This window comes from Mesoterricola sp. JemC181, from assembly GCF_055384585.1.
Genome location: NZ_AP045076.1, coordinates 4,311,280 through 4,337,661, shown reverse-complemented (window position 1 = coordinate 4,337,661; position 26,382 = coordinate 4,311,280). Strand labels below are relative to the sequence as shown.

The window sequence follows — 26,382 nt, the reverse complement described above, 5'->3', positions numbered from 1 at the left end:
AAGGAGATCCCATGACAAAACCGAAGCGTGATCAGCAGTGCTCCTTCTGCGGCAAGGCCCCCAACGAGGTCGAACAGCTTCTTGCTGGTCCCAACGCCTATATCTGCAATGAATGCGTCGAGGCCGGCCAGCTCCAGCTGCGCATGAGCCGCCAGGGCAAGCCCGCCGGCAAGCACGAGCCCCGCCTGGCCCGGCCCAAGGAGATCAAGGGCTTCCTGGACGACTACGTGATCGGCCAGGAGGGCGCCAAGAAGCGCCTGGCCGTGGCCGTGTACAACCACTACAAGCGCATCCTCACCCCCCAGAAGAGCCTGGGCGCCACCGAGGTGGAGCTCTCCAAGAGCAACATCCTCCTCATCGGCCCCACGGGCACCGGGAAGACCCTCCTGGCCCAGACGCTCGCTCGCATGCTCGACGTGCCCCTGGCCATGGCCGACGCCACCACCCTCACCGAGGCCGGCTACGTGGGCGAGGACGTGGAGAACATCCTCACCAAGCTCCTCCAGGTGGCCAACTACGACGTGGAGCGGGCCCAGCGCGGCATCGTCTTCATCGACGAGATCGACAAGATCGGCCGCAAGAGCGAGAACCCCAGCATCACCCGGGACGTCTCCGGCGAGGGGGTGCAGCAGGCCCTCCTGAAGCTGGTGGAGGGCACCGTGGCCAACGTGCCCCCCCAGGGCGGCCGCAAGCACCCCCACCAGGAATTCATCCAGCTGGACACCTCCAACATCCTCTTCATCTGCGGCGGCGCCTTCGTGGGCATCGAGGACACCATCAAGCAGCGGGTGCGCGCCAAGGCCGTGGGCTTCGGCGCCAAGGTCACCTCCAAGGGCAGCAAGGACAACCTCCTGCGCCTGGTGGAACCCGAGGACATCATCAAGTTCGGCCTCATCCCCGAACTGGTGGGCCGCCTCCCCGTGGTGGCCACCCTGCAGCCCCTGGACCGCGACGCCCTGGTGGCCATCCTCACCCAGCCCAAGAACGCCGTCACCAAGCAGTTCATGCGCCTTTTCGAGATGGACGACATCGAGCTGACCTTCGAGGCCGGCGCCCTGGACACCATCGCCGACCAGGCCCTGCTGCGCAAGCTGGGCGCGCGCGGGCTGCGGAGCATGCTGGAGCAGATCCTGCTGGAGCCCATGTTCGAGCTGCCCAGCGAGGAGCGCACCACCAAGGCCACGCTGCACCTCACCCGGGCCATGGTGGAGAAGGAACTGGGAATCACGAGCCTGTCGATTCCCGCCGCGGGCTAGGAAGGTCCTTTTTCCTCAGCGAGCCCTCCGCGCCTCCGCGATTGATCTTCTTCCCGGGGTGCCCCTGCGCATATAGTCATTGCGCCGGCGCATCCAGGAAAGGGATCAATCGCGGAGGCGCGGAGGGCTCGCTGAGGAAAAAAAGCATATGTCATTATTCTTGAGTGTTGATTGGTAGGGCCCCATGACGAATCCCCTTCGCAAGACCATCACCCTCCCCGCCATCCCCATCCGGGACATGGTCCTCTTCCCGGGGGCCCGGGTTCCCTTCATGGTGGGGCGACGCGCCTCGGTGCGGACCCTCGAGCTGGGCATCAAGGTGGGCGACCACCTGCTCCTGCTCACCCAGCGCAACCCCAAGGAGGAGCAGCCCAAGCAGGAGTCCATCCACGCCGTGGGCACCCTGGCGCTGGTGGAGTCCCTCATCCCGCTGCCGCGGGACTACTACAAGGTGGGCGTCAAGGGCATCGCCCGGGTGCGCCTGGAGCGGTACCTGGACGACGGGGACGTGGTGCAGGCCGAGGTGGAGATCCTTCCGGAGCCCGAGGCCCCCGGCGGACCGGCCCTGCAGGATGCCTTCGGCTCGGCGGTGGAGGGCTTCCTCCAGCGCAACCCGGAACTGGCCCGGACCCTCAGCCTGGACCCGGCCATGCCCCTGGGCCAGGCCATCGACGCGGTGGCCGCGGTGCTGCCCGCGGACGTGCGGGACAAGCAGGGCGTGCTGGACCAGCTGGACATCGAACCGCGCCTCCACACCCTCCTCAAGCTCCTGGAAGCCGACGCCGCCACCCACCAGGCCGAGGGCAGGGAGGAGGCACAGAACCTCGAGAAGGACCACAAGGCCTTCGTGCTGGGCGAGAAGATGCGCGGCGTCCTGCCCGAAGGCAGGAAGGACGAGCTCGCCCAGCTGCGGGAGCGCATCCTCAAGGCCGGGATGGGCGAGGAGGCCGAGGGCAAGGCCCTGGAGGAGGTGGACCGCCTGGAGGGCATGCCCCCCCAGAGCGCCGAGGCCACCGTGAGCCGCACCTACATCGACTGGCTCCTGGCCCTGCCCTGGTCCAAGCTCGCCGACGACCACCTGGACCTGGAGGAGGCCGAGCGCATCCTGGACGAGGACCACGCGGGCCTGGAGAAGGTCAAGGCCCGGATCCTGGAGTACCTCGCCGTCATGCGCCGCCTGCGGGACCGGAACGCGGGGGCCCCCCTGCGCGGGCCCATCCTCTGCCTCGTGGGCCCTCCCGGCGTGGGCAAGACGAGCCTGGCGCGGTCCATCGCCCGGGCCCTGAACCGGCCCTTCCTGCGCTTCTCGCTGGGCGGCGTGCGGGACGAGGCCGAGATCCGGGGGCACCGGCGCACCTACATCGGCTCCATGCCCGGGCGCATCATCTCCCTCCTGAAGAAGGGCGGCGTGCGCAACCCCCTCATGCTCCTGGACGAGATCGACAAGATGGGCTCCGACTGGCGGGGCGACCCCAGCTCCGCCCTGCTGGAGGTGCTGGACCCCGAGCAGAACCAGACCTTCCAGGACCACTACCTGGACGTGGGCTTCGACCTCAGCCAGGTGCTCTTCCTCACCACCGCCAACGTGCGCCACCAGATTCCCCAGCCCCTGGAGGACCGCCTCGAGGTGCTCGAGCTGAGCAGCTACACCCTGGGCGAGAAGAAGGCGATCGCCCACGCCCACCTGGTGCCCAAGGCCCTGGACCGCCACGGCATGGCCGACCTGGGCATCACGTTCGAGGACGCGGCCCTGGAAAAGCTCGTGCAGGCCTACACCAAGGAGGCCGGCGTGCGCCAGCTGGAGCGGGAGATCTCCGCCGTGCTGCGCAAGCTGGCCCGCCAGAGCCTCCAGCCCGGGCCCTTCGACGCCAGGGTCACCGCGGACCGCCTCGCGGGCCTGCTGGGCCCCGAGCGCTTCCTGGAATCCCCCCTGTCGGCCCAGCCCGCCGCGGGCGTGGTCAACGGCCTGGCCTGGACCCCCACCGGCGGGGACCTCCTGACCATCGAGGCCGCGCGGCTTCCGGGCAAGGGCGTCCTCAAGCTCACCGGCAAGCTGGGCGAAGTGATGCAGGAGAGCGCCAACCTCGCGCTCAGCTTCGTGCGCATGCGCGCCGACAGCCTGGGCCTGGCCCCCGACTTCCTGGAGAAGACCGACCTCCACGTGCACCTGCCCGAGGGCGCCATCCCCAAGGACGGGCCCAGCGCCGGCATCACCCTGGCCACGGCCCTCATCTCGGCCCTCACGGGCATTCCCGTGCGCGCCGACCTGGCAATGACCGGGGAACTGACCCTGCGGGGCGCGGTCCTGCCCATCGGCGGCCTCAAGGAGAAGCTCCTGGCCGCCCACCGAATGGGATGCCGCACCGTCATCATCCCGGCGGAGAACGCCCGGCACCTGGAGGAGCTCCCCGAGGAGGTGCGCCGGGAGCTGGTCATCCACCTGGTGAAGAGCATGGACGAGGTGATCCCCCTGGCCCTGGTCAGAACTTGACCTTGATCCCGGCCCGGTAGTAGTTGTCCGCCACCACCCCGGCCTCCACCACCACCGAGACCACCTGGAAGCGGCGCCGCCAGGGGCGGGGCAGGACGTAGCTGATGGTGGCGTGGGCCGCGACGTTGAGGATGCAGAGCCGGGTGATGGTCCTGGCGCTGGGGTGGCGGGGCAGGAGGGGGTTGCGCTCGTAGCGGTTCCCGTCCTCGATCTGGCGGCTCTGGCTGCAGTCCATGGCCACCATGGCCACGTAGGAGAGTTCCCAGGCGGTGTCGGACTTGGACCAGGGGTCCGCGGCCCGGCAGGGCATGCCCAGGCAGAGGGCCGCCAGGCCCCAGGTGAGGCTTTTCAACATGGATCACGACCCTCCGGCTACTGGCGTGAGCCACAATATGAGTTATTAATTCATCGCGGCAAGCCCCGCGCCCGCTCGTTCACAACTGCAACACCCCAGCAACTTTCCCCAACCCGCCCCAGGCTTGCGACAATGGCCCCCTATGACCTTCGCGCATCTCCACCTCCACACCGAGTACTCCCTCCTCGACGGCCTGACCCGCATCCCCGACCTCGTCAAGAAATGCAGGGCGACCGGCATGAACTCGGTGGCCGTCACCGACCACGGCAACATGTTCGGCATGATGAAGCTCTTCGACGCCTGCGAGAAGACGGCGGACAAGGACGGCAACTGGGCCGTCAAGCCCATCCTCGGCTGCGAGGTGTACGTGGCCCCCCGGTCCCGGCACGACCGCAAGCTCGACAACAACGCCCTGAACGCCGAGGGACTGGAGGACTGCCTGGACCCCTCCGGCCAGCGGGACGCGGGCTACCACCTGGTGCTCCTGGCCAAGAACCCCGTGGGCTTCCGCAACCTCTCCAACCTGGTCTCCAAGGGCTTCACCGAGGGCTTCTACTACAAGCCCCGGGTGGACAAGGACCTGCTGCGGGAGAACAGCGAGGGCCTCATCGCCCTCACGGCCTGCCTGGGCGGCGAGGTGCAGGCCCGCCTCCTCTCCGGCAACATCGACGCCGCCGAGCGCGTCGCCCGGGACTACCAGAGCATCTTCGGCGAGGACTTCTACCTGGAGATCCAGGACCAGGGCTTCGAGGCGGAGCGCCTGATCATCCCCAGCCAGTTCGAGCTCTCGAAGCGCACCGGGATCCCCCTGGTGGCCACCAACGACGCCCACTACCTCAACCACGACGACGCGGACCTCCACGACACGCTCCTGTGCATCGGCACCAAGCGGTTCAAGAGCGAGCCCAAGCGCATGCGCTTCTCCACCGACCAGTTCTACGTGAAGTCGCCCGAGGAGATGGCCGCCGTCTTCCCCGGCCACCCCGAGCTGCTCGAGCGCACCCTGGAGATCGCCTCCAAGATCGACCTCTTCCCCATCACCCGCAAGCCCATCACCCCGCAGTTCCCCGTGCCCTCGGGCCACACCCTGGAGAGCTACTTCGTGGAGGTGGCCCGCGAGACCTTCGAGGAGCGGCTCAAGGAGTGCCAGGTGCTCTGGCAGGCCGGGGCCCTCAAGCACTCCGAGGAGAAGTACCGCGCCCGGCTCGAGTTCGAGCTGGACACCGTCCTGAAGATGGGCTTTCCCGGCTACTTCCTCCTGGTATGGGACTTCATCCGCAAGGCCCGCGAGATGGGCGTGCCCGTGGGCCCGGGCCGCGGCAGCGCCGCCGGCAGCATCGTGGCCTGGTCCATGCACATCACCGACATCGACCCCATGCAGTACGACCTGCTCTTCGAGCGGTTCCTGAACCCCGAGCGCATCTCCATGCCCGACGTGGACATCGACTTCTGCCGGGACGGGCGCCAGAAGGTCATCGACTACGTCACCGAGGCCTACGGCAAGGACCGCGTCAGCAACATCGTCACCATCAACCAGCTCAAGACCAAGGCCGTCATCAAGGACGTGGCGCGGGTCTTCGAGAAGGACTTCGCCTTCGCCAACAACCTCACCAAGCTCGTGCCCCAGGAGCCCGGAAAGCCCATCACCGTGGCCATGGCCCTGGAGCAGAGCGACAAGCTGCGCGAGCTCTACGAGTCCGAACCCGAGGTGAAGAACATCCTGGACATCTCCGCCCGCCTGGAGGGCCTCGCCCGCAACACCGGCGTCCACGCCGCCGGCGTGATCATCGCCCCCGACGACCTCACCCGCTTCGCCCCGCTCAGCCGGGACAAGGACGGCAAGGTGATGGTGCAGTACACCATGGTCGAGGCCGAGCGCGCCGGGCTCCTGAAGATGGACTTCCTGGGCCTGGAGACCCTCACCCAGATCGCCAAGACCCAGGGCTACATCGAGCGCACCCAGGGCCATCCCGTGGACATGACCCTCATCCGCACCTTCGACGACCGGAAGACCTTCGACCTGTTCAGCCAGGGGGACACCGACGGCATCTTCCAGTTCGAGTCCGGCGGCATGAAGTCGCTCCTGGCCAAGCTGCGCCCGGACCGCTTCGACGACCTCATCGCCCTCAACGCCCTCTTCCGCCCCGGCCCCCTGGGCGCGGGCATGGGCGACACCTACGTGAACCGCCGCCACGGCCGCGAGCCCGTGACCTACATGTTCCCAACCCTCGAGCCCATCCTCTCCCCCACCTACGGCGTGATCCTGTACCAGGAGCAGGTGATGCAGATCGCCAGCCTCATCGCCGGGTACTCCCTGGGCGAGGCCGACATGCTGCGGCGCGCCATGGGCAAGAAGGACAAGGAGAAGATGGCGAAGGAGAAGACCAAGTTCATCGAGCAGGGCGTGGTGCGCGGCTACGAGCGGGACAAGGTCTCCGAACTCTTCGATCTTATTGAATACTTTGCTGGCTACGGCTTCAACAAGAGCCATTCAGCGGCATATGCCCTGATTGCATACGAAACAGCCTACCTCAAAGCCAACTTCCGCACCGAGTTCATGGCCGGCCTCCTCTCCACCAAGGCCCAGCGCACCGACGACGTGGTGAAGTACATCCAGAACTGCAAGGAGATGGGCCTGGACGTGCTGGGCCCGGACATCAACGAGAGCCAGCTGGACTTCACCATCACCGGGCCCAACCAGATCCGCTTCGGCTTCGCCGCGGTCAAGGGCCTGGGCGAGGCCGCGCTGGAGGCCATCCTCGCCGCGCGCGCGGAGGAGGGGGGCTTCAAGGACTTCTTCCACGCCCTCAAGGCCACGGACCTCCAGAAGGCCAACCGCCGCGTGTGGGAGGCCCTCATCAAGGCCGGGGCCTTCGATTCCATGGAACCCAACCGCGCCGCCCTCATGGAGGGCCTGCCCTCGGCCATGGAGAACGCGGGGAAGGGGGGCCAGGACCTGGGGCTGGTATCGCTCTTCGACGAGGCCGAGATGGCCAGCCTCGCCGACAACTGGGCCGTGCCCGAGGACGTGGAGTTCTGGAGCCGCAAGGACCGCCTGCGCTACGAGCGGGAGTCCCTGGGCCTCTACGTGTCGGGCCACCCCCTGGAGGAGTTCAAGGACGCCATCAAGGTGCACACCGTGGGCACCATCGCCTCCCTGAAGGAGGCCGCCGCCGCCGGCAGGCACCGGGACCGGGACGAGGTGGCCATCGGCGTCATGGTGAGCAACGTCCAGTTCAAGACGAACCAGAAGGGCGAACCCTGGGCGATCCTCTACCTGGAGGACCTCACCGACAAGGTGGAGGCCCTGCTCATGGCCGGCAGCTACAACCCCGTGACCCGGAAGAGGGGCCGCCCCTTCGACCTGTACCGGCACCTGGCCCTGCCCGACGCCCTCCTGCGCGTCACCGGCGAGCTGAAGATCGAGACCACCGGCAACAACGGCGACGAGGACGAGGAGGAGCAGACCACCATCAAGCTCTTCGTGACCTCCCTGGAGCCCCTGGAGGACTTCCAGGGCAAGGGCTTCTCCGGCGCCCTGATCCGCCTGCCCAGGGGGGAGTACCCCAACCGCCTCGTGCCCCTCCTGCGCCTCTACCACGGCAACCTTCCCCTTCACCTGGAATACCGCGGCCCCCAGGGCATCCTCGCCCGCGTGAGGGCCAGCGGGGACCTCAATGTCCGCTTCGATCCCGACCTTTCCGAAAAGGTCGCCAAGGAAGCCGGGTGCGCCCTGAGCTGGACCTACTGAAAAGGAGTTCCCATGATTCGAAGTACCCTTCCTCTGCTTGCCGGAGCCGTGATGATCGCAGGACAGCCCATACCCGACTTCTCCCAGACCGAGCGCGCCAAGGTGCCTGAGGTCTACAAGTGGCGCGCCACGGACATGTACAAGAGCGACGCCGCCTGGCGCGCCGAGCTCGACGCCGTCAAGGCCCTCATCGCCGCCCTGGATCCCCTGGGCAAGGCCTGGACCACCGCCCCCAAGGCCATGGGCGACTTCATGGAGCGCCTGGACGAGGTGAACCTCCGCGGGGGCCGCCTGTACCGCTACGCCAGCCACCAGGGCGACATGGACCTGGGCGACACCAACTACCAGAAGATGAAGGGCGAGATCCAGACCGTGCTGGTGGGCCTGGGCGCCAAGCTCGCCTTCATGGACGCCGATCTCATGGCCCTGGGCCAGGAGAAGGTGGAGGCCTACATCAAGGCCGAGCCCCGCCTCGCCTCCCACCGGGTGGGCTTCCTCAAGACCCTGCGCATGAGGGCCCACATCCTCCCCGAGGGCGAGGAGCGGGTCGCCGCCACCGCCGGCCTCTTCTCCGACGCGCCCTCCGGCGCCGCCGGCATGCTCAACAACGTGGACATGCCCCACACCAGCGTGACCCTCTCCACCGGCGAGAAGGTGGTCCTCAACACCGCGAACTACAACAAGCTACGCGCCTCCAAGGTCCCTGCGGACCGGCGCCTGGTCATGGAGACCCACTTCAAGGAACAGGCCCAGTACCAGAACACCTTCGCCACCCTCCTGGACGCCAACACCAAGAAGGACCTCTTCCAGGCGAAGATCCGGAAGTACCCCACCTGCCTGGACGCCGCCCTCTACCCCGAGGCCATCGACACGGCCGTCTACAAGAACCTGGTGGCCTCCGTGAAGGCCAACCTCGCGCCCCTCCACCGCCTCATGCGCCTTCGGGCGCGGATGCTGGGCCTGACCGACATGAACTACGGCGACGTGTACGCCTCCGCCGTGCAGTCGGTGGACAAGAAGTACACCTTCGAGGAGGCCCGCGACCTGGTTCTCAAGGCCACCGCCCCCCTGGGCCCCGACTACCGCAAGGGCCTCGAGCAGGCCTTCACGAACGGCTGGATCGACATCTACCCGAACAAGGGCAAGCAGTCCGGGGCCTACTCCGACGGCGTCTACGGCGTGCACCCCTTCGTGAAGATGAACTTCGACGGCTCCTTCCACGAAGTGTCCACCCTGGCCCACGAGCTGGGCCACGCCATGCACTCCTACCTCTCGGACGCCGCCCAGCCCTTCCCCATGGCCGACTACCCCATCTTCCTCGCGGAGATCGCCAGCACGTTCAACGAGAACCTGCTCATGCACCACCTGCTGGACACGGTGGCCGACGACACCCTCAAGCTCTACCTCCTGGACAGCTACCTGGAGACCATCCGCGGCACCCTCTTCCGCCAGACCCTCTTCGCGGACTTCGAGCTGGCCATGCACGAGCGGGTGGAGCAGGGCCAGTCCCTCACCCCCGACTGGCTCGACGCGAAGTACCTGGAGCTCACCCGCCTCTACTACGGCCACGACAAGGGCGTCATGAAGGTGGAGGACTACATCAAGTCCGAGTGGAGCGCCATTCCGCACTTCTACTACAACTACTACGTCTTCCAGTACGCCACCGGCATCGTGAGCTCCATGGCACTCTCCGAGGCCGCCCTGAAGGATCCCGCCGCCCGGGACCGCTACCTGGCCTTCCTGCGGTCGGGCGGAAGCCGCTTCCCCCTGGATACCCTCAAGACCGCCGGCGTGGACCTCGCCTCGCCCCAGCCCGTGGACGCCGCCCTCAAGGCCTTCGACGCGCTGGTGGGACGCATGGAGACCCTCTACGATAGGACCCGGGCCGCCGGGAAGTGAGGATGCCCCTTCCAACCTCAAGGCAGCCCAGGGGACCTCGCCATTGCTCGTCCTGATCTTCGTCACCCTCATCATCGGCCTGCAGTACTGCCACCGGCAACTCATCCACCGGCTGCTGCCGGAGGGCTATGACCGGTGGGTGACGCCCATCCTGGTCCTCATCCACATCCCCCTGGCCCTCTACATGGCCATGCGGTTCACCGGCAACGCCACCTGGCTGCCCTGGCTCCGCCCGTTCTCCCGGGCGGGCCTGTACTTCCAGATGCTTTGCGCCTTCAACCTGACCATGTGGCTGCTCTCCGAAGGCCTGTGGCGCCTGCGCCACCTGTGGCGGCCCCAGCCGGGCCAGCCCCCCGAGGACCCCGGCCGGCGGAACTTCCTCCGCCAGACCACGGCCGCGGGCGTGGGCCTCGCCTCCTACGGCGTCCTGACCGGCCGCCGCGAGGCCCTGGGCGACCCGGACATCGTCCACCTGCAGCTCTACTTCCACGACCTGCCCCCCGGCATGGACGGCCTGCGCATCGCCCAGATCAGCGACCTCCACGCCGGCCCCCTGGTGAAGGCCCCCCTGGTGGCCCGGTGGCGGACCCTCGTGCAGGCCGAGCGCCCCGAGCTCCTCCTCCTCACCGGGGACGTCACCGACAGCGTCCCCGCGGAGGCCGGCATCGTGGAGGAGGCCTTCCGCAACTTCCCCGCCCCCCTGGGCTGCTACGCCATCCTGGGCAACCACGACTACTTCACCGACCCCCGCCCCATCTGGCAGATCCTGGAACGCACCGGCTTCCAGTGCCTCGAGAACCGCTACGCCTACGTCTACCGGAACGGCTCGCGCCTCGCCCTGGTGGGCCTCCAGGACCCCATGGCCCGCCACGGCCACTTCCGGGACATCCGCTACGGCCCCGGCCCCTCCCCGAAGATCGCCACCGAGGGCCTTCCCCCCGACGTCTGGCGCCTCTGCCTCAACCACCGCCCCAGCGATTGGCCCCTGGCCCGCCAAGCCGGCGCCCGCCTCACCCTCTCAGGCCACACCCACGGCGGCCAGATCAACCTCATCCCCTTCGTGAACAGCGCCCTCCTCCTGGGCCCCTACGCCCAGGGCCTGTACCGCAAGGACGGCGACGTCCTCTACGTGAACCGCGGCCTGGGCGTGGTGGCCCTCCCCGTCCGCATCGGCGCCCCCCCCGAAATCACCCTCATCACCCTCCGCCGCCGATGAAAACCTCTTCCCCATCCCAGGTTCATGCGCTAGAATCAAGGTTCGGCATAACCGTGGCTCCATCGTCTAGCGGTTAGGACGGCGCCCTCTCACGGCGTTAACAGGGGTTCGATTCCCCTTGGGGCTACCACTGAAATGATTAGACTTAGAAGCTGGAGACACCCTCCGGCTTCTTTTTTTTTACGCTCTTCCTCACAAAACGTACTCACATAGGTCATTACGGGTCGGGGCGAGGGGGGCGAGACTCGGCGCAGATCAATTGAGGTGGTCGGGGTGAGCAGGGCATCGGGGCGGCGATGCTGATGATCTACACATCGACCGATCCGCAGCATGGCTTTACCTGGTTGACCCAAGCTAGTGTAGGCCGCCAGAAATACCTGTAACGCCAATACAGTTCGTCGCATCCAAGCGGCAGGTGAGAACTTTGGCGCAAGTGGGGCGAGTTGATCTAACTGTGGAGCAATTCAGATGCCTTGAGGAAATGACGCGGAGCCGGACCTTGCCTGCGCGCAGCGTCCTGCGGGCCAAGATTGTTCTTCATCGAGCTTCTGGCGAGTCCTTTCGTGACATCGGCCAGGCTTTGGGCTGTGATCATCGGACTGCTTGGCAATGCCTCAAGCGATGGGAGGAAGCGGGCTTCGATGGCCTCGAGAGGGAACGCCCAGGTCGAGGCCGGAAGTCTTGGGTGATTGCTTTGAAGGGGCAAGAGGTGCTCCATAAGACGACGCAGCCCGTCAATGCCACGCACTGGAGCCGGGCCTCCATGGCGCAGGCCACCGGGGTGAGCGAGAGCACGGTGGGACGCATTTGGCGTCAGAATGGCCTCAAGCCGCACCGCACCGTTGGTTTCAAGTTAAGCAACGATCCTCATTTCGAAGAGAAGTTGGTGGACATCGTGGCCCTGTATCTGGACCCTCCGGAGCATGCCATCGTGCTGAGCGTAGATGAGAAGAGCCAGATTCAGGCCCTGGACCGGACTCAGCCTGGCCTACCGATGAAGAAGGGTCGCTGCGGCACCATGACGCACGACTACAAGCGCAATGGAACGACCACCCTCTTTGCGGCCATGAACACGCTGGATGGTACGGTGATCTCGGCCACGATGCCACGTCATCGCCATGAGGAGTGGCTGAAGTTCCTCAAGCGGCTTGAGCGGGGTACGTCGAAGCGACTCGCTCTGCACATCATTTGCGACAACTACGCCACCCACAAACATCCGGCGGTCAAAAGCTGGTTGAAAGGCCATTCGAGGGTCCACGTTCACTTCACCCCCACCAGTTCATCGTGGTTGAACATGGTGGAGCGATTTTTCCGGGACATCACGGAGAACCGCATCCGAAGGGGTATTTTCAGATCCGTCCCGGAACTCGAAGCAGCGATCCACACCTATATCGCGAGACACAATGCCGCTCCGAAACCATTTGTTTGGACCGCGTCCGCGAACGATATCCTCGCCAAGGTGACACGAGCACGGCAGGCCCTCACGGCCATTCGGACGGCCTCTGCCAAGGGTTGACGGCGAACCTGCCTTTTTCTTTTCCTCGGTATCCTCGGCCTCCTCGGCGCCTCGGCGATGGCTTTCTCAAGTATCAGTCGGCGCAAAGATTACATGCGCCGAAGCACCCGTCGAAAAGCCCATCGCCGAGGCGCCGAGGAGGCCGAGGATACCGAGGAAAGAATTCTGGCCTGAACGTCCCGGCGTGATTGAGCGCACTCCTGACCCGAAGGAGGAAGTCATGGGTCGGCATTGGGGCGAAGATTGGGGCGACAACTATCCCCATCGAGATATCACCGAAGCCATCATCCTCGCTGCCATCAGGGTGCAGATAGTTCTGGGGCCTGGACTCCTGGAAAATGCCTACAAGGCTTGCCTCGCCCATGAACTCAGGTTGGCCGGACACGAGGCCCTACGCGAGGTTCACCTCGACATCACCTACAAGGAATTGTGCGTCGAGAATGCCTACATCATGGATATCGTGGTGGACCACAAGGTGGTCGTCGAGGCGAAGGCCATTGCGAAGTTTTCGGATGCCGACTTCGCCCAACTGAATAGCTGCCTCCACTTTGCAAATTTCGAAGTGGGCCTGCTGATCAATTTTCATAACTGGCCCCTCAAGGACGGGGGCATCAAGCGACTCGTCAACACCAAGCCCTGAACTGGACCCGAGGCGAAGGGGGGGGACAAGGTGTTACCTGTTCTTCTGGCGGCCTACACTAGTGGATGTTCCCGAGCGGTTGTGAACCCTTCGGCTCGCCTCCGGGTACGGAACTTTTGAGGTCCTTCCCGCCATCCAATGAACCTTGGCAAAGGTTCAGTTGGTCGCTTATGAAGGGGAGGGCAGTGGAAGGCCGCGGCATTAAGACCATCCGGCTAGAGGGTCCTCAGGGCGAGCTATGGGCTCACCTTCGGGGGGACAGCGGTACTCCAGTCCTTTTTGTCCACGGCAATGGGGGCAGGGGCAGCCAGTGGGAGGCCCAGGTCGCCGCCCTCGGGACCCATTGTCAGGCCGCAGCCCTGGACCTGCGAGGAATGGGGGATTCAGAGCCGCCCAGGAATGGGGACTTTTCCATCGGAGGCTTCGCCGAGGATGTGGCCGCCATGGCGGACGCCCTTGCCTTCCGGTGTTTTGTCCTCGTTGGCCACAGTCTGGGAGGTTATGTGGTGGCAGCCTGCGCGGGCTTGTTCCCCGAGCGCCTGCTCGGACTCGTCTTTGTGGACCACGGTGGTGACCCCCGCAACGATTCCGAAGCTGACCTGGAAGCCCTGACCAACGGGCTTGCCCCTGAGGCTTTCGATGCCTTCGCTCGCCAGGCCATGGAGACGTGCCTGAAGGGGGCGAGGTTGAAGGTCAAGGAACAGGTGCTTGCCCAGTTGCAGGCAACGCCCAGGGCCCATTTTGCAGGCGCCGTCCTGGGCTTGTTGGACTTCGATGCCGGCGCCGCGTTGAGGTCCTACCAAGGTCCCAAGCTGCACCTCCATTCGGGCTTTCTTGAAGAGCAGGGCCTGGTACCCATCCATGCCCAGGCCCCCGGCATCAAAGCAATCCTGGTGAGGGATTGCAGCCATTGGGTGCATATGGATCAGCCTGACCATTTCAATGCCGAACTGGATCGTTTCCTGAACCTTCATGCACTCAACCCTTCCAACGCTTGGCAAGGCGGCCACCTGCACTCCGGTCGAGATACTGTTTGCCCCGTGGGCGCAGTGTTTCAAGGGCCTTCAACGTGGACTCGTTCACGCCCAGCGCCTCCTGGTGCTGTTCAAGGAAGTAGCCTACCAGGGCAGAGGTGGTCGAATTACCCTGTCGCTCCAGGTAGGCCAGCACCGCGGCAGCGTCCACCAGGCTGAGCCCTTCAAGGGAGCGCCAGACCTCTTCCCAACCACCCGCCAGGTCGGGGCGATCCAGGACATCGACCAGGGTCCTGGCCACCGAGGTCACAGGCAGATCGAAGCCCATGCGGTCCATCATTGCCACTTCCATGGTCAAGGCTGCCTCCTCCAAGGCTTCCCTGGGCTGCACTGGCTTGTAGGCAACACCCCTGAAGGTCCAGCCCCGCTGAGAGCGTGGCACCAGGATCTGGATGGCCTCAAAGGTGGAGTGGGCCAAGCCATGGAGTTCCAGCGCCGTATGGTAGCCGAGGACCCCAGTGGGGCACCCGAGGTAGCCAACCAGGTAAGCATCCACTGGGGAGTCTGCCGGTGTGCTGCCGGGAGCAACTGCCGCAAATAGCCCTCTGCGCACCATGAGGACGTGGCCTGTCCTTTGGTGGTAGCGGAGCAAAGCCGCCACTTCAACTCAAAGTGGTTCAATTTTAAAATTCAGAGTTCTTGACATCGTTGGTGTGTAGCACCTGCATCACGCATGAGGATCATTGGAGACCACCTTCGCCAGCGTCGAGAAGCCAAACGGCTCGGCGACCCCAAATTCTCGGTGCGGGGGCTTGCCGCCATGGTCGGCGTCGAACCCTTCCACCTCAGCAAGGTCGAACGGGGTATCGAGGCCCCGCCCTCCGAGGCCCGGATGCTGGCCTTGGCCCAAAACCTTTCGGGCTGCTCCTCCGGGAACGGCGAACCCAGCCCAGACACGCCGTGCTCCGCCTGGTGCGGGAAGGGCGGGATGGCCGATGAATTCCTACGACCGGTTCTTTCCATACCAGGGCACCAGGCCGCAGGGGGGGCGGGGACCTGATGGCACTGCCCCTTCAACGGGAGTCGGGACAGGAAGGGCCCAGATCCCTGGCCTCGCTGGTGATGAATGTCGATCCTGCCTTTGCTGACCTCATCGAGACTCGACTCCGCCAGGATCAACGCCGGGCAGGGTGCCCGTCACGCAGGAAAAGAGCGCCGGCCACCATGGAAAACCCCACGAGCCCGAGTTGCAGTGCGGTCATGCCCGCCCAGACCAGGGCATCCCGGTCCCCGTGGAGGAATTCCAGCCCGAACCGCAGGGCCGAGTATCCGCCGAGGTGGCACCAGAAGATCCGTGGCCAGGACGTCTCCCCCGCGGCGGCCTTCCGGGCCAGGAGGACGACGATGGCAGCCAGGGCCAGGTCCCCCAGGGCTTCGTAGAGTTGGGTGGGGTGGAGGGGAACGGTTGCCAGGGCGGTGGGCGGGATGAAATGCCGCCCGGCGCACCAGGTCCACGCGTCGCTGGGGGCGCTGGGGTCGCGGGTCATCCAGGGGAGGATGGTTCCGTATTTCGGCAGCGGAACACCCCAGGGGAGCGCCGTGGGGACGCCCCAGGCATCGCCGTTCAGGAAGCATCCCACACGACCGGCGGCCTGCCCTAGAAGGACGGCCGGACTGGCAATGGCAAAGGTCTGCCAGAAATCTACCTTCGCCCTGCGAAACCATACGAAGGCGGCGGTGACGCCACCGGCCAGGCCCCCGGTGATGGAGAGGCCCCCTTCCCAGATGAGGAAGAAGGAGAGGGGATGGGCAAGGAGACTCTTCAGGTCCCAGAACAGGAAATCGAAGAGCCTGGCCCCGAGGATGGCGCTCAGCAGGATCCACGGGAGGCCGTCCAGGAAGACGGCGGTCCCCAGGCCGGTCTTCCTAAGGCGGTGGGCCGCCAGGACGGTCGCCGTCAGGATGGCGATGATGAAATAGAATCCTTCGTAGAAGTGGACGACCTTGAATCCAAGGTCGAGGTGAATGGGCCACACAGCGTTCTCCCTTGAGCCAGTGTCATACGCCAGGGGCGATCCGGGGAACCTTTTGGTCGAGCGGGGCCGCCAGGTTTCAGGCCCGCGGATTCCTGCCGTGCTTCTCGATCCTCCGGACGCCGGTCACCCCTGCCGCGGAACGACCAGGGTCCATGGATCAAGCCCAGGCCCTACGCTGATAATTTAATAAATCAGCGATAGAATTCGTATTGATATTTATGATGTTGAGACCTTGTTTCATTATCCGCCCGGCCGATGCTTGGACATTATGGGCCGACTTTCACTCACCTACCGATCCGAGGGATCCAACGCCCACGCCAAGCGGGCCATGCAGCGGTGGGGCCTGGCTGGTGACGGGCAGGTCTTCTTCTCCCTCAACCCGCAGGGGGCCCTGGACTGCGTGGCCACGGCAGGGGAGTCCTGCTGGGGATGGAAGCCGGTCGAGATCCACGGGAAGTCGATCCTGGACCTGATCTCCCCGATGGATCAGAGGGTCATCCTTCAGGCGCTGGACGAGGTCCGGAGCGGCAAGGAAGCCCCGCGCCGGGAAGTTCACTTCATGGACAAGAACGGGGTTGCCGTCTCCCAGGTCTGCCGGTTCGCCCAGGAGCAGGGGGATGGCGTGGTGCTCGGCTATGCCCGGGATTCGGCCTCCCGGGAGGAGATTGACGCTCGCACGGCCTCGGCCATGAAGGAACTGCGGGATTTCAAGCGGGCGCTGGACCAGCACGCCATCGTGGCGGTCACCGATGCCCGGGGCCGGATCACCTACGTCAACGACTACTTCTGCGAAATTTCCAAGTTTCCGCGAAGCGAGCTGCTCGGCCAGGACCACCGGATCATCAACAGCGGCCACCACCCCAAGGCCTTTTTCCGGGACCTGTGGACCACGATCAAGGCCGGCAATGTCTGGAAGGGCGAGGTCAAGAACAAGGCGAAGGATGGGACCTTCTACTGGGTGGATACCACCATCGTCCCGCTCATGGACGAGGCCGGCCACATCGAACAGTTCGTCGCCATCCGCGCCGACATCACGGCCCGGAAGATCGCCGAGGAGGCCCAGCGGCAGACCCAGAAGCTGGAGAGCCTCGGGGTCCTGGCGGGAGGGATCGCCCACGATTTCAACAACCTCCTGACCAGCATCCTTGGGAACTGCAACCTCGCCACCCTCTCCCTGCCCCCCGGGAGCCCCACCCAGGCCTTCCTGGCCCAGATCGAGCAGGGTTCCCTCCGGGCCGCGGATCTCACCAGGCAGATGCTTGCCTACGCCGGAAAGGGGAAGACGGTCATCGCCCCGGTGGACATGAACAGGCTGGTGACGGAGATGAGCCAGCTCCTGTCCCTCTCCATCTCGAAAAAGGCCGTCATCCACTGCGATCTGGCCCCCCAGGTGCCGGAAATCACCGCCGACCCGACCCAGATGCAGCAGGTGGTCATGAACCTGGTCACCAATGCCTCGGAAGCGATGGAACAGGGCGGCGTGGTGATGATCCGCACCGGGGATCGCGTCCTGGACGCTCCGGACATCTCCACCCTCGCGCCCATCAGCCCCATCAAGCCGGGCCGCTACGTGACGCTCGAAGTCACGGACACCGGCTGCGGCATGTCCGCGGAAACCATCCGCAACATTTTCGATCCGTTCTTCACCACCAAGTTCACGGGAAGAGGCCTGGGGCTGTCCGCCCTGCTGGGGATCCTCACCAGCCATGGAGGCTCGATAAAGGTCTACAGCGAGCCGGGGCATGGCACCTGCATGCGGGTGTTCCTCCCTGCCGCTGATTCCACGGAACCGGCCCCGGTGACGGAGGTCCACCTGGACACCCAGCCCCTCCTGGGCACCATGCTGGTGGTCGATGATGACCTTTCGGCCCGGAATGTCGCCAAGGCCCTCGCGGTCCGGCTCGGTTTCAAGGTGATCGAGGCGGTGGATGGTCTCGACGCCGTCAATGTCTTCAGACTCCACAAGGCCGAGATAACCCTCGTTCTCATGGATCTCACCATGCCCAACATGGACGGACGCGAAGCCTTCCAGCAGATCCGGGAGATCTCCCCGGCGGTCCCCGTCATCCTTTCCTCCGGCTACAACGAGAAGGAGGCCGTGGGTGAACTGCCAAGCGACAGCCTCGCGGGATTTCTGCCCAAACCTTACCAGCACACACAGTTCGAGGCCGTGATCCGGCACTCGCTGGAACCGGTCGATCCTCTGCTTTAATCCCATCCTTTTCGGGCCGCTCGGCATCCCGCGGTATTCCCGATGCCTGCGGCCCCTGTCGGATGAGCCGGCGCCGTGGAAACGCCGGGTCAATCCCGGGGGAACCCCGTGCCCGCGGGTCGATGGGATTTCAACCTGCAGACCAGCACCGGGGCCAGATCCGGCATGTTCTCCCATTCGAGGAACCTGTCGCTGGCCGTCCGGAAGCCGGGCTCCTCCAGCCCATCCAGGATGAACCCGCACCGGAATGCGGTGGACAGGAGGGTTTCCAGGGACCGGTGGAAATGGAGCCCCGGCTCCGGCTGGCCCCGGATCCCCTCCGCCCGGAAGGCCGTGGCGTTCCGGTAATGGGTGACCTTCAGGCCAGCGGACCGTTGGCTGCGGCCGTCAACCAGGCGTTCCTCGACGAACATCTCCGTTCCGGACCCGGAAAAGCACGGATGCAGGATGGAGAAGACAAGGAAGCCTCCCGGCTCCAGGAGGCCCGGCAGCTCCTCGAACAGCGGATCGATGCGGGCCAGATCCATGAGCGCCATGGTGGCCACGGCGCCCTGGAAGCGGCCTCCGCCCAGGGTCGCAAGCTGGCCCCGGTCGGTGACATCCAGAAGCCGGTAGTCGATCGGCGCCTCCGGTGCGGTGCGCCTCCGGGCCCGGTCGAGAAAGCCCTCGCAGAAATCGATCCCGGTCACCTGGGCGCCCTCGGCTGCCATCAGCCGGGCCATGCGCCCCGCTCCACACGCGATGTCCAGGATCCGCATTCCCGGCCCGGGCGCCGCCAGGCGCAGGGTCGCAGGTTCGATCAATTGGCACTGAAAGGCATTGCCGTCGCCGATCCGGTCGTCCCACCACGGTGCATTCCGCTCCCAGCTGGAATGGGCTTCTCCCGCCGGATCCTCCATCGGCACCTCCATGGCTGAGCCTCGCTAGCGGTTGGATGAGGCTTGAGGGATGCCGGTTCCCTTGAACCGTAGCCGACCATCAACGTACCGGGTGACCCATCGGCCATGACGCACGGTCGTTCCGGGACCGAGGGAATAATCAAACAGGACCCGGGCGGCGCCCTCCGCCCCGCCCGGGGCGCGCCGCATGCCACGGGCTTCCAGGCACCGGCTGATGGTTTCGGCATGGGCCCTGGCCTCGGCCGTGGCCGCCCGCACTCCCCGGCAGCCCAGGAGGCTGCACAGGGCCCATGCCGCTCCTGGCCATTGCATACGTGCCATCCATTTCTCCATGCAGGTTCCTGAGCCCAGGAACACCCCGTCCCCCGGGGACGAGGCTCGACAAGGGGTGTCTCCCAGGGGCAATACGTTCCTTGGCCAGGCGGTGGAAACCTGCCCAATCCTGCCGGTCCCGATGTCATGGCCTGGAACCAGTGCCGGGAAATCCGCACACGTTTCAATGTGCGAACCGGACAGGCACCTTGCGGCCGAGGGGCACCGAGGGCCATTTCCAACCACCCGCATTCCTAAGGAGTCACCGAATGTTCAAAGCAGCCCTCATCCTTGCGGCCCTCGCGGGCGACACCCAGCAGCTCGTTGAAGCTGGAGCGGCTCGACCGGCCGGCCTCGGCGTTCCGGCTTGCGCGATCAACCCGTTCCCCGAGGCCGGTGCGGTCCAGGACGTGGTCATCTGCGCGCCCGGGGACCAGGAAGTCCTGGCCATCGCCGACGAAGGCGCGTCCCTGGCGAGAAGCTACTACTACTTCGACGCGGAAGTGACCGGTGCGTCCCCGGCGGATTGCCGGTTCGAGGTTCGTGAAGGCGGTTCCGTGCTGGGTCCAGGGGAAGGAGGGACGTTCCGCGGCCTTGCCGGGGCGCGGCCTGGCCATCTCGTGGCCCTCTACTATCCGCCCTTTTCCAGCCCCGCCACGAAGCCGCGCCCCCTGACCGTGAGGGCGGTGTGCGACAGTGACCCGGACAGGTTCGACGAGCGGGGTTTCATCCTCGTGCGGAAGCCCTCCGGGCTTGAAGAACGGGTGGCCCGTGGGGCGGAACTCCGAAGGGAGTGCCCTACGGCCGCCACCTACCGGTTTCCGGACGAGGAATCGCGGGAACGCTGAGCCTTCATGCGCCCGGCTCCGACGGGCGCACGGAAAGGGCCGGGGGGCTCAGGCCAGGGGCCATGAGCCTGACAAGAGGCGATGCATCCAAGGAATATCCGCCTCCTCCGGGGGCACCGTCACCTACGCGGATTACCACGAGTAGCCCGCCTCGCCCTGATGGGCCCGCGGGCCCCTCTTCAGGCAGCCGAGCCCGGAAGCCGTTACCGCCAGCGTGCAAGAATAGGTGCCAGATGCAACGACGGCCTTCCTCCCCCAGCCCTTCCGGCTCCCGCCCTTTCCAGACCGTCCCCTTCATGGGCGAGGCCCTGCTGGCCTCCGAGGCGACGGTGGAGGGGGTGGCGATGGAGGGCCTGGATTTCAGCGGGCAGGCCGCGACCCTGGCAACCTTCACCCGGAGCAGGCTCACCCGGGTCAACCTGGCCGGCTCCCGGCTGTCCAGGCTGGACCTCACGGAGGTGCGCCTGGAGGCCTGCGACCTGGCCAACGCCGCCTGGCTCAAGGCCCATCTGGGAAGGACCCGGCTGGAGGGGTGCCGGATGGTGGGCCTGGACCTTTCGGGCTCCCTGATTCGCAATACCGTGTTCGAGAACTGCAACGGGTCCTTCGCGCACTTCCGCGGAGCGATCCTGAAGTCCGTGCGGTTCCAGGGCTGCAACCTGAGCGGGTGCTCCTTCCAGGAGGCGGATCTGCGGGGGGCCGTGTTCCAGGACTGCGAGCTGGGGGAGGCCCAGATGTCCTTCGCCCGGCTTGAAGGGACGGATTTCCGGGGGTCGGGGATCACCGGGCTCCGGGTCCGGATCGAGGACCTGAAGGGCGCGATCGTCGAGCCGGCCCAGGCGGCCTACCTCGCGGGGCTGATGGGGCTCAAGGTGATCCATTAGGATGGCCGCCTCGCAACGAGCACGGCCTATGCGGTGGAATCGGACGATTCCCGGCTGCCCTGTTCCAGATAGTCGACCAGGCGACCCCCCTCCACAAGGGTCCGCCGGAGGGCGCCGAACCACCGGACATCATCAGCCTCCCGCTTCATGGCTGCCAGGAGGAACGCCACCGCGCAGAGCAGGGCGGCGATTCCCAGCAGCGCGACGGCTTCGAACCCGTCGCCCAGGGCCTCGGCCACGTCGGGGAACAGGTGCTCCGCGGCGGCCCAGCAGGCCAGGAGGACGAGACCCGCCAGGGAGGCCCAGGCGGCGCGGTCCTGGAAGGGCCGGACGTCCTTCCGGTAGGCCAGGTCCTGGACCTTGGAGACGGACGCGAGGTAGGCCTCCCGGCTCAGGGTCCCGGCGTCGCAGGCCTTCTCCAGGCGCTCCAGTTCGGCCATGACCACGTTTGTGTTTCCTTTCCGTTGGAGGCGATGGAGGTTCACGTTGAACTCCGTTGGAATGGGGGACTGAAGGAGCTACTTCCCGTCCTTCCCGGGCCGCCCGCCCCCCAGGACCTTGTAGAGGGTCACGAGGTTCCCGGCCCGGGCCCGGCGAAGGGCGATGAGGCCCTGCTGGGCCCCGTAGAGGGAGCGCTGGGCGTCCAGGACGCCCAGGTAGCCGTCGGCGCCGGCTTCGAACCGCATCGTGGCCAGCTGGAAGGTGCGTTCCAGGGCCCGGGTGAGGGCCTCCTGGGCGGCCAGCTGCTCACCGAGGGTGCCCCGCTGGACCAGGGTGTCGGCCACTTCCCGGAACGCCACCTGGATGGCCTTCTCGTACTGCGCCAGGCTGATGTCGCGGTCGGCCTTGGCCACGTCCAGGCCCGCCAGGGTGGCGCCCGTGTTGAAGAGCGGCAGGACGATCTGGGGGGTGAAGGACCAGGTCTCCGACCCCGTCTTGAACAGGCCGGAGAGCTCGCTGCCCATGGTGCCGAAGCCGGTGGTGAGGGAGATGCGCGGGAAGAAGGCGGCGCGGGCGGCGCCGATGTTGGCGTTGCTGGCCTTGAGCTGGGCCTCGGCCATGAGGATGTCCGGCCGGCGCATCAGGGCCTCCGAGGGGAGCCCGGGCGTGAAGTCCTGCAGGGGGGCCAGCCCGTCCAGCCCCTGGGGAAGCCAGTCGGCGGGGACCGGCGCGCCCGCCAGGAGGGTCAGGGCGTTCTCGTCCAGGGCCACCATGCGGGTGGTGGCGGCCACGTCCGCGCGGGCGGTCTCCATCCCCACCTCCGCGCGCCGCGCGTCGAGCTCGGAGGAGACCCCGGCCTCGAAGCGGCGCCGGATGAGCTTGTGGGTGGCCTCCTGGCTGGCGAGGGTCTCCTTGGCGAGCCGGAGTCCGTCCCGGTCGGCGGCCAGGGTCAGGTACGCGTTGGCCACCTCGGCGAGGAGGGAGATCCGGGCGCCGGCCTGGGCCTGTTCGGTGGCGAGGTACTGTTCCAGGGCCCGGTTCTTGAGGCTCCGGACCCGGCCGAAGAGGTCCAGTTCCCAGGCGGTGACGCCGATGGTGGCGGAGTCCTGTTCGGCGACCATGGCCTGGCCGGTGGAGGACACGCTGGCCGGGATGCGCTGCCGGCTGCCCACCGCGGCGGCGTTGATGGAGGGCAGCAGCTCCGCCCGCTGGATGCGGTAGGCGGCGCGAACCTTCTCCGTGTTCAGGGCGGCCACGCGGAGGTCGCGGTTGTTGGCGAGGGCGAGGTCGAGGACCTTCCTCAGCCGCGCATCCACGTAGAAGTCCTGCCAGGCCACGTCGGGGACCGCCTTGCCGGCCGCCGTCGCCTGGGAGGCGGCCGGCCACTGGCCGGGGGTGGGGCGGGGCGGCGTGGCGTACCGGGGCGCCATGGACATGCAGCCGCCCATGACCGCGAGCATGAGGAGGGAAAGGCCTTGGGTCGGTTTCATCAGTGAGCCTCTCCGGTGGACCCGTCATCCGGGCGCTTCTTGGTGAAGAATTGGCTGACCAGGATGAAGGCCAGGGGGATGTAGAACACGGCGATGACGGTGGAGGTGATCATGCCGCCGATGACGCCGGTGCCGATGGCGTTCTGGGCGGCTGCGCCGGCCCCCCGGGTGATGGCCATGGGCAGCACGCCGAAGGTGAAGGCCAGGCTGGTCATGAGGATGGGCCTGAGCCGCAGGCGCGAGGCTTCCACCGCCGCCTCCAGGAGGCCCACCCCCTGGGCCATCTGCTCCTGGGCGAACTGCACGATGAGGATGGCGTTCTTGGCGGCCAGGCCCAGGGTGGTCAGCAGGCCGATCTGGAAGTAGACGTCGCTGGAGAGCCCCCGCGACCAGGTGGCCAGGACGGCGCCCATGACGCCCAGGGGCAGGATCAGCAGGATCGAGAAGGGGATCGTCCAGCTCTCGTAGAGCGCCGCCAGGCACAGGAAGATGACCAGCACCGACACGGCGTACAGGGCCGGCGCCTGGGAACCCGCCTGGCGCTCCTGGAAGGAGAGGCCGGTCCATTCGAACCCGATGCCCGGAGGCAGCTGGGTGGCGAGGCTCTCCATGGCCAGCATGGCGTCCCCGGTGCTCCTGCCCCTGGCGGGCTCGCCCAGGACTTCGATGGAGGGGAAGCCGTTGTAGCGCTGGAGGTTGGGCGAGCCGTACGACCACTTGCCCGTGGAGAAGGCGGAGAAGGGCACCATGCTGCCACTGCGGCTGGGGACGTAGAGCTTGTTCAGGTCCTCCAGCTGCATGCGGAACGGGGCGTCGGCCTGCATGTAGACGCGCTTGACCCGGCCGCGGTTGATGAAGTCGTTCACGTAGGAGCCGCCCCAGGCGCTGGCGAGGGTGTCGCTGATGGCGGGCAGGGGAACGCCCAGCGCCCCCGCGTGGTCCTGGTTGACGCTGACGTTGTATTCCGGCTGGTCGTCCAGGCCGTTGGGGCGCACGGCCTTGAGGGCCGGGTCCTTGGCCGCCAGGCCCAGCAGCTGGTTCCGGGCCGCCATGAGCTTATCGTGGCCCACGCCGCCGCGGTCCTGCAGCTGGAAATCGAAGCCGGTGGCGTTGCCCAGCTCCAGGATGGCCGGGGGCGCGAAGGCGAAGACCATGGCGTCCCGGCGGGGGCCGAAGGCCCGCATGGCCCGGCTCACCACCGCCTCGGCCTTGAGGTCCGGGCGGTTGCGCAGGTGCCAGTCCTTGAGCTTGACGAAGGCCATGCCGTTGTTCTGGCCCCGGCCCGCCACGCTGTAGCCGGCCACGGTCATGCAGGAGGCCACGGCGTCCTTCTGGTCCACCTGGAAGTGCTCCTGGACCTCCTTCATGATCTTCTGGGTCTGTTCCATGGTGGAGCCCGCGGGGAGCTGGATCATGGTCATCAGGATGCCCTGGTCCTCCTCGGGCAGGAACGCGGTGGGCAGGCGCATGAAGAGCAGGCCGGTGCCGATCACGATCAGGCCGTAGACGAGGACGTAGCGCATGCGCTTGGCCAGCACCCGCCCCAGCTGCGCGACGAAGAAGTCGTTCAGCCGGTAGTAGGCCTTGTCGAACCAGAGGAAGAAGGGACGCGTGACCTTCCAGCCGGTCTCGGCGGCCTCGTGGCCCTTGGGCACGGGCTTGAGGAAGCTCACGCAGAGCGAGGGCGTGAGCACCAGGGCCACCACCACCGACAGCAGCATGGCCGTGATCAGCGTGAAGGAGAACTGCCGGAAGATGATGCCCGTGGACCCTCCGAAGAAGGCCATGGGGCCGAACACCGCCGAGAGCACCAGCCCGATGCCCACCAGGGCGCCGGTGATCTGGCCCATGGACTTCCGGGTGGCCTCCAGGGGCGACAGGCCCTCCTCGTGCATGATGCGCTCGACGTTCTCCACCACCACGATGGCGTCGTCCACCAGGAGGCCGATGGCCAGCACCATGGCGAACATGGTGAGCATGTTGATGGACATGCCCGCGTACTGGAGCACCGCGAAGGTGCCCAGGAGCACCACGGGGACGGCGATGGTGGGGATCAGGGTGGCGCGGAAGTTCCCGAGGAAGAGCAGCATGACCAGGAAGACCAGGACCACGGCCTCGATGAGCGTCTTCACCACCTCGTTGATGGCCACGGACACGAAGGGCGTGGTCTCGTACGGGTACTCGGCCCGGACGCCTTCGGGGAAGTAGGCGGCCAGGGTGTCCATCTTGGCCTTGATGAGCTTGGAGGTGTCCAGGGCGTTGGCGCCCGAGGCCAGGCGGATCAGCATGCCCGCCGCGGGCTGGCCGTTGAGCCGCGTGTCGCTCTCGTAGGACTCGGTGCCCAGCTCCGTGCGGGCCACGTCCCGCAGCCGGATGGTGGAGCCGTCCGCGTTGATGCGCAGGGGGATGGCGCCGAACTGCTCGGGGGTCTGCAGGAGCTCCTGCACGTTCACGGTGACGTTGAGCCGCTGGCCCTTCAGGGCCGGGAGGCCTCCGGCCTGGCCCGCCGAGATCTGGGCGTTGTAGCCCTTCACGGCCTGGCGCACGTCGTCGGGGGTGATCCGGTAGCCCACCATGCGGTCGGGGTTGAGCCAGATGCGCATGGCGTACTGGGTGCCGAAGGAGGTCACCTCGCCCACGCCCTCCACGCGGCTGAGCACGTTCTCGATGTTCGAGGCCATGTAGTCCCGCAGGTCGTCGGCGTTCATGGCGCCGTTGGAGGACGTGATGGAGACGATCATGAAGATGTTCTTGGTGGACTTGGACACCGTGATGCCCATCTGCTGGACGACCTGGGGCATGAGGGGCTTGGCCAGCTCGAGCTTGTTCTGGACCTTGGCCCAGGCGGCGTCGGGGTCCGTGCCGGGCTGGAAGGTCAGCGTCACGCTGCCGTGGCCCGCGGAGTCGCTGCTGGCCGACATGTAGAGCAGCCGGTCCAGGCCCGTCATCTTCTGCTCGATGATCTGGGTGACGGTGTTCTCCACGGTCTTTGCGGAGGCGCCGGGATAGAAGGCGTCCACGGAGATGGCGGGGGGCGCGACGGGGGGGTACTGGGACACCGGCAGGGTCTTGATGGCCAGGAGGCCCGCCAGCATCATGACGATGGCAACGACCCAGGCGAAGATGGGCCGGTCGATGAAGAAATTGACCATGGTTCCGGCT

17 protein-coding genes, 1 tRNA gene and 1 pseudogene are annotated in these 26,382 nt (G+C 66.5%); 12 read left to right on the top strand and 7 right to left on the bottom strand.

The genetic code is table 11. The features are described from left to right. Positions 1-11: 11 nt before the first annotated feature. Positions 12-1,256 (top strand): ATP-dependent Clp protease ATP-binding subunit ClpX, encoded by a 1,245-nt coding sequence (gene clpX, locus ACZ5MC_RS19020; protein WP_306602068.1) that lies wholly within the window; start codon positions 12-14, stop codon positions 1,254-1,256. 184 nt (positions 1,257-1,440) lie between these two features. After that, positions 1,441-3,747 (top strand): endopeptidase La, encoded by a 2,307-nt coding sequence (gene lon, locus ACZ5MC_RS19015; protein WP_306602067.1) that lies wholly within the window; start codon positions 1,441-1,443, stop codon positions 3,745-3,747. Here lon and ACZ5MC_RS19010 read toward each other — a convergent pair. Continuing rightward, positions 3,737-4,102, bottom strand: a complete 366-nt coding sequence (locus ACZ5MC_RS19010; RefSeq protein ID WP_306602066.1) for a hypothetical protein — start codon at positions 4,100-4,102, stop codon at positions 3,737-3,739. The genes lon and ACZ5MC_RS19010 overlap by 11 nt on opposite strands. Positions 4,103-4,244: 142 nt before the next feature. Between ACZ5MC_RS19010 and dnaE the strand changes: the two genes are divergently transcribed. The 7 genes and pseudogenes from dnaE to ACZ5MC_RS18975 all read left to right on the top strand — a co-directional run. Beyond that, positions 4,245-7,853 carry a DNA polymerase III subunit alpha gene (gene dnaE, locus ACZ5MC_RS19005; RefSeq protein WP_306602065.1) on the top strand — a complete coding sequence of 1,203 codons (3,609 nt, stop codon included), beginning with the start codon at positions 4,245-4,247 and terminating at the stop codon, positions 7,851-7,853. A 51-nt stretch (positions 7,854-7,904) separates the two neighbouring features. Next, positions 7,905-9,752 (top strand): oligoendopeptidase F, encoded by a 1,848-nt coding sequence (gene pepF / locus ACZ5MC_RS19000; RefSeq protein ID WP_464516504.1) that lies wholly within the window; start codon positions 7,905-7,907, stop codon positions 9,750-9,752. A 43-nt stretch (positions 9,753-9,795) separates the two neighbouring features. Beyond that, positions 9,796-10,968, top strand: a complete 1,173-nt coding sequence (locus ACZ5MC_RS18995) for a metallophosphoesterase (RefSeq protein ID WP_306602063.1) — start codon at positions 9,796-9,798, stop codon at positions 10,966-10,968. Between the two features lie 55 nt (positions 10,969-11,023). Beyond that, positions 11,024-11,098 (top strand) — tRNA-Glu (locus ACZ5MC_RS18990). 351 nt (positions 11,099-11,449) lie between these two features. Beyond that, positions 11,450-12,484 carry an IS630 family transposase gene (locus ACZ5MC_RS18985; RefSeq protein ID WP_464516503.1) on the top strand — a complete coding sequence of 345 codons (1,035 nt, stop codon included), beginning with the start codon at positions 11,450-11,452 and terminating at the stop codon, positions 12,482-12,484. 220 nt (positions 12,485-12,704) lie between these two features. Beyond that, positions 12,705-13,124, top strand: coding sequence for a GxxExxY protein (locus ACZ5MC_RS18980; protein ID WP_306598196.1), 420 nt, complete (start codon positions 12,705-12,707; stop codon positions 13,122-13,124). 65 nt (positions 13,125-13,189) lie between these two features. Further along, positions 13,190-13,999: pseudogene (locus tag ACZ5MC_RS18975) on the top strand (alpha/beta fold hydrolase); the annotation flags it as partial. A gap of 103 nt (positions 14,000-14,102) precedes the next feature. Here the strand turns inward: ACZ5MC_RS18975 and ACZ5MC_RS18970 are convergent. Together ACZ5MC_RS18970 and lgt are read right to left on the bottom strand one after the other, a co-directional pair. Then, positions 14,103-14,714 (bottom strand): type IV toxin-antitoxin system AbiEi family antitoxin domain-containing protein, encoded by a 612-nt coding sequence (locus ACZ5MC_RS18970; protein WP_464516502.1) that lies wholly within the window; start codon positions 14,712-14,714, stop codon positions 14,103-14,105. 559 nt (positions 14,715-15,273) lie between these two features. Further along, positions 15,274-16,134 (bottom strand): prolipoprotein diacylglyceryl transferase, encoded by an 861-nt coding sequence (lgt, locus tag ACZ5MC_RS18965; protein ID WP_464516501.1) that lies wholly within the window; start codon positions 16,132-16,134, stop codon positions 15,274-15,276. A 268-nt stretch (positions 16,135-16,402) separates the two neighbouring features. On the opposite strand from lgt, the gene ACZ5MC_RS18960 reads away from it, so the two are divergent. Further along, on the top strand, positions 16,403-18,346 hold the full coding sequence (locus ACZ5MC_RS18960) for a hybrid sensor histidine kinase/response regulator (protein WP_464516500.1): 1,944 nt from the start codon (positions 16,403-16,405) through the stop codon (positions 18,344-18,346). Positions 18,347-18,435: 89 nt separating this feature from the next. Here the strand turns inward: ACZ5MC_RS18960 and ACZ5MC_RS18955 are convergent, their stop codons facing one another. After that, positions 18,436-19,245 (bottom strand): class I SAM-dependent methyltransferase, encoded by an 810-nt coding sequence (locus tag ACZ5MC_RS18955; protein WP_464516499.1) that lies wholly within the window; start codon positions 19,243-19,245, stop codon positions 18,436-18,438. 581 nt (positions 19,246-19,826) lie between these two features. On the opposite strand from ACZ5MC_RS18955, the gene ACZ5MC_RS18950 reads away from it, so the two are divergent. Together ACZ5MC_RS18950 and ACZ5MC_RS18945 are read left to right on the top strand one after the other, a co-directional pair. Then, a complete protein-coding gene (locus tag ACZ5MC_RS18950) occupies positions 19,827-20,405 on the top strand; it encodes a hypothetical protein (protein WP_464516498.1) in 579 nt (192 codons plus the stop codon). Between the two features lie 233 nt (positions 20,406-20,638). Further along, a complete protein-coding gene (locus ACZ5MC_RS18945; protein WP_464516497.1) occupies positions 20,639-21,289 on the top strand; it encodes a pentapeptide repeat-containing protein in 651 nt (216 codons plus the stop codon). A gap of 26 nt (positions 21,290-21,315) precedes the next feature. Here the strand turns inward: ACZ5MC_RS18945 and ACZ5MC_RS18940 are convergent, their stop codons facing one another. From ACZ5MC_RS18940 to ACZ5MC_RS18930, 3 genes are all read right to left on the bottom strand, one after another. Further along, entirely contained in the window at positions 21,316-21,735 is a 420-nt protein-coding gene (locus tag ACZ5MC_RS18940) for a hypothetical protein (protein WP_464516496.1), read from the bottom strand. 72 nt (positions 21,736-21,807) lie between these two features. Further along, on the bottom strand, positions 21,808-23,220 hold the full coding sequence (locus ACZ5MC_RS18935) for an efflux transporter outer membrane subunit (RefSeq protein WP_306602049.1): 1,413 nt from the start codon (positions 23,218-23,220) through the stop codon (positions 21,808-21,810). Continuing rightward, entirely contained in the window at positions 23,220-26,372 is a 3,153-nt protein-coding gene (locus ACZ5MC_RS18930; protein WP_306602048.1) for an efflux RND transporter permease subunit, read from the bottom strand. Before ACZ5MC_RS18930 ends, ACZ5MC_RS18935 begins: the two co-directional genes overlap by 1 nt. Positions 26,373-26,382: the final 10 nt, after the last annotated feature.

Excerpts from the sequence above, each read along its gene's own strand:
- clpX (WP_306602068.1), top strand. The coding sequence starts at position 12 with ATGACAAAACCGAAGCGTGATCAGCAGTGCTCCTTCTGCGGCAAGGCC.
- lon (WP_306602067.1), top strand. The coding sequence starts at position 1,441 with ATGACGAATCCCCTTCGCAAGACCATCACCCTCCCCGCCATCCCCATC.
- ACZ5MC_RS19010 (WP_306602066.1), bottom strand. The coding sequence starts at position 4,102 with ATGTTGAAAAGCCTCACCTGGGGCCTGGCGGCCCTCTGCCTGGGCATG.
- dnaE (WP_306602065.1), top strand. The coding sequence starts at position 4,245 with ATGACCTTCGCGCATCTCCACCTCCACACCGAGTACTCCCTCCTCGAC.
- pepF (WP_464516504.1), top strand. The coding sequence starts at position 7,905 with ATGATCGCAGGACAGCCCATACCCGACTTCTCCCAGACCGAGCGCGCC.
- ACZ5MC_RS18985 (WP_464516503.1), top strand. The coding sequence starts at position 11,450 with ATGACGCGGAGCCGGACCTTGCCTGCGCGCAGCGTCCTGCGGGCCAAG.
- ACZ5MC_RS18980 (WP_306598196.1), top strand. The coding sequence starts at position 12,705 with ATGGGTCGGCATTGGGGCGAAGATTGGGGCGACAACTATCCCCATCGA.
- ACZ5MC_RS18970 (WP_464516502.1), bottom strand. The coding sequence starts at position 14,714 with ATGGTGCGCAGAGGGCTATTTGCGGCAGTTGCTCCCGGCAGCACACCG.
- ACZ5MC_RS18960 (WP_464516500.1), top strand. The coding sequence starts at position 16,403 with ATGGGCCGACTTTCACTCACCTACCGATCCGAGGGATCCAACGCCCAC.
- ACZ5MC_RS18955 (WP_464516499.1), bottom strand. The coding sequence starts at position 19,245 with ATGGAGGATCCGGCGGGAGAAGCCCATTCCAGCTGGGAGCGGAATGCA.
- ACZ5MC_RS18950 (WP_464516498.1), top strand. The coding sequence starts at position 19,827 with ATGTTCAAAGCAGCCCTCATCCTTGCGGCCCTCGCGGGCGACACCCAG.
- ACZ5MC_RS18945 (WP_464516497.1), top strand. The coding sequence starts at position 20,639 with ATGCAACGACGGCCTTCCTCCCCCAGCCCTTCCGGCTCCCGCCCTTTC.
- ACZ5MC_RS18935 (WP_306602049.1), bottom strand. The coding sequence starts at position 23,220 with ATGAAACCGACCCAAGGCCTTTCCCTCCTCATGCTCGCGGTCATGGGC.
- ACZ5MC_RS18930 (WP_306602048.1), bottom strand. The coding sequence starts at position 26,372 with ATGGTCAATTTCTTCATCGACCGGCCCATCTTCGCCTGGGTCGTTGCC.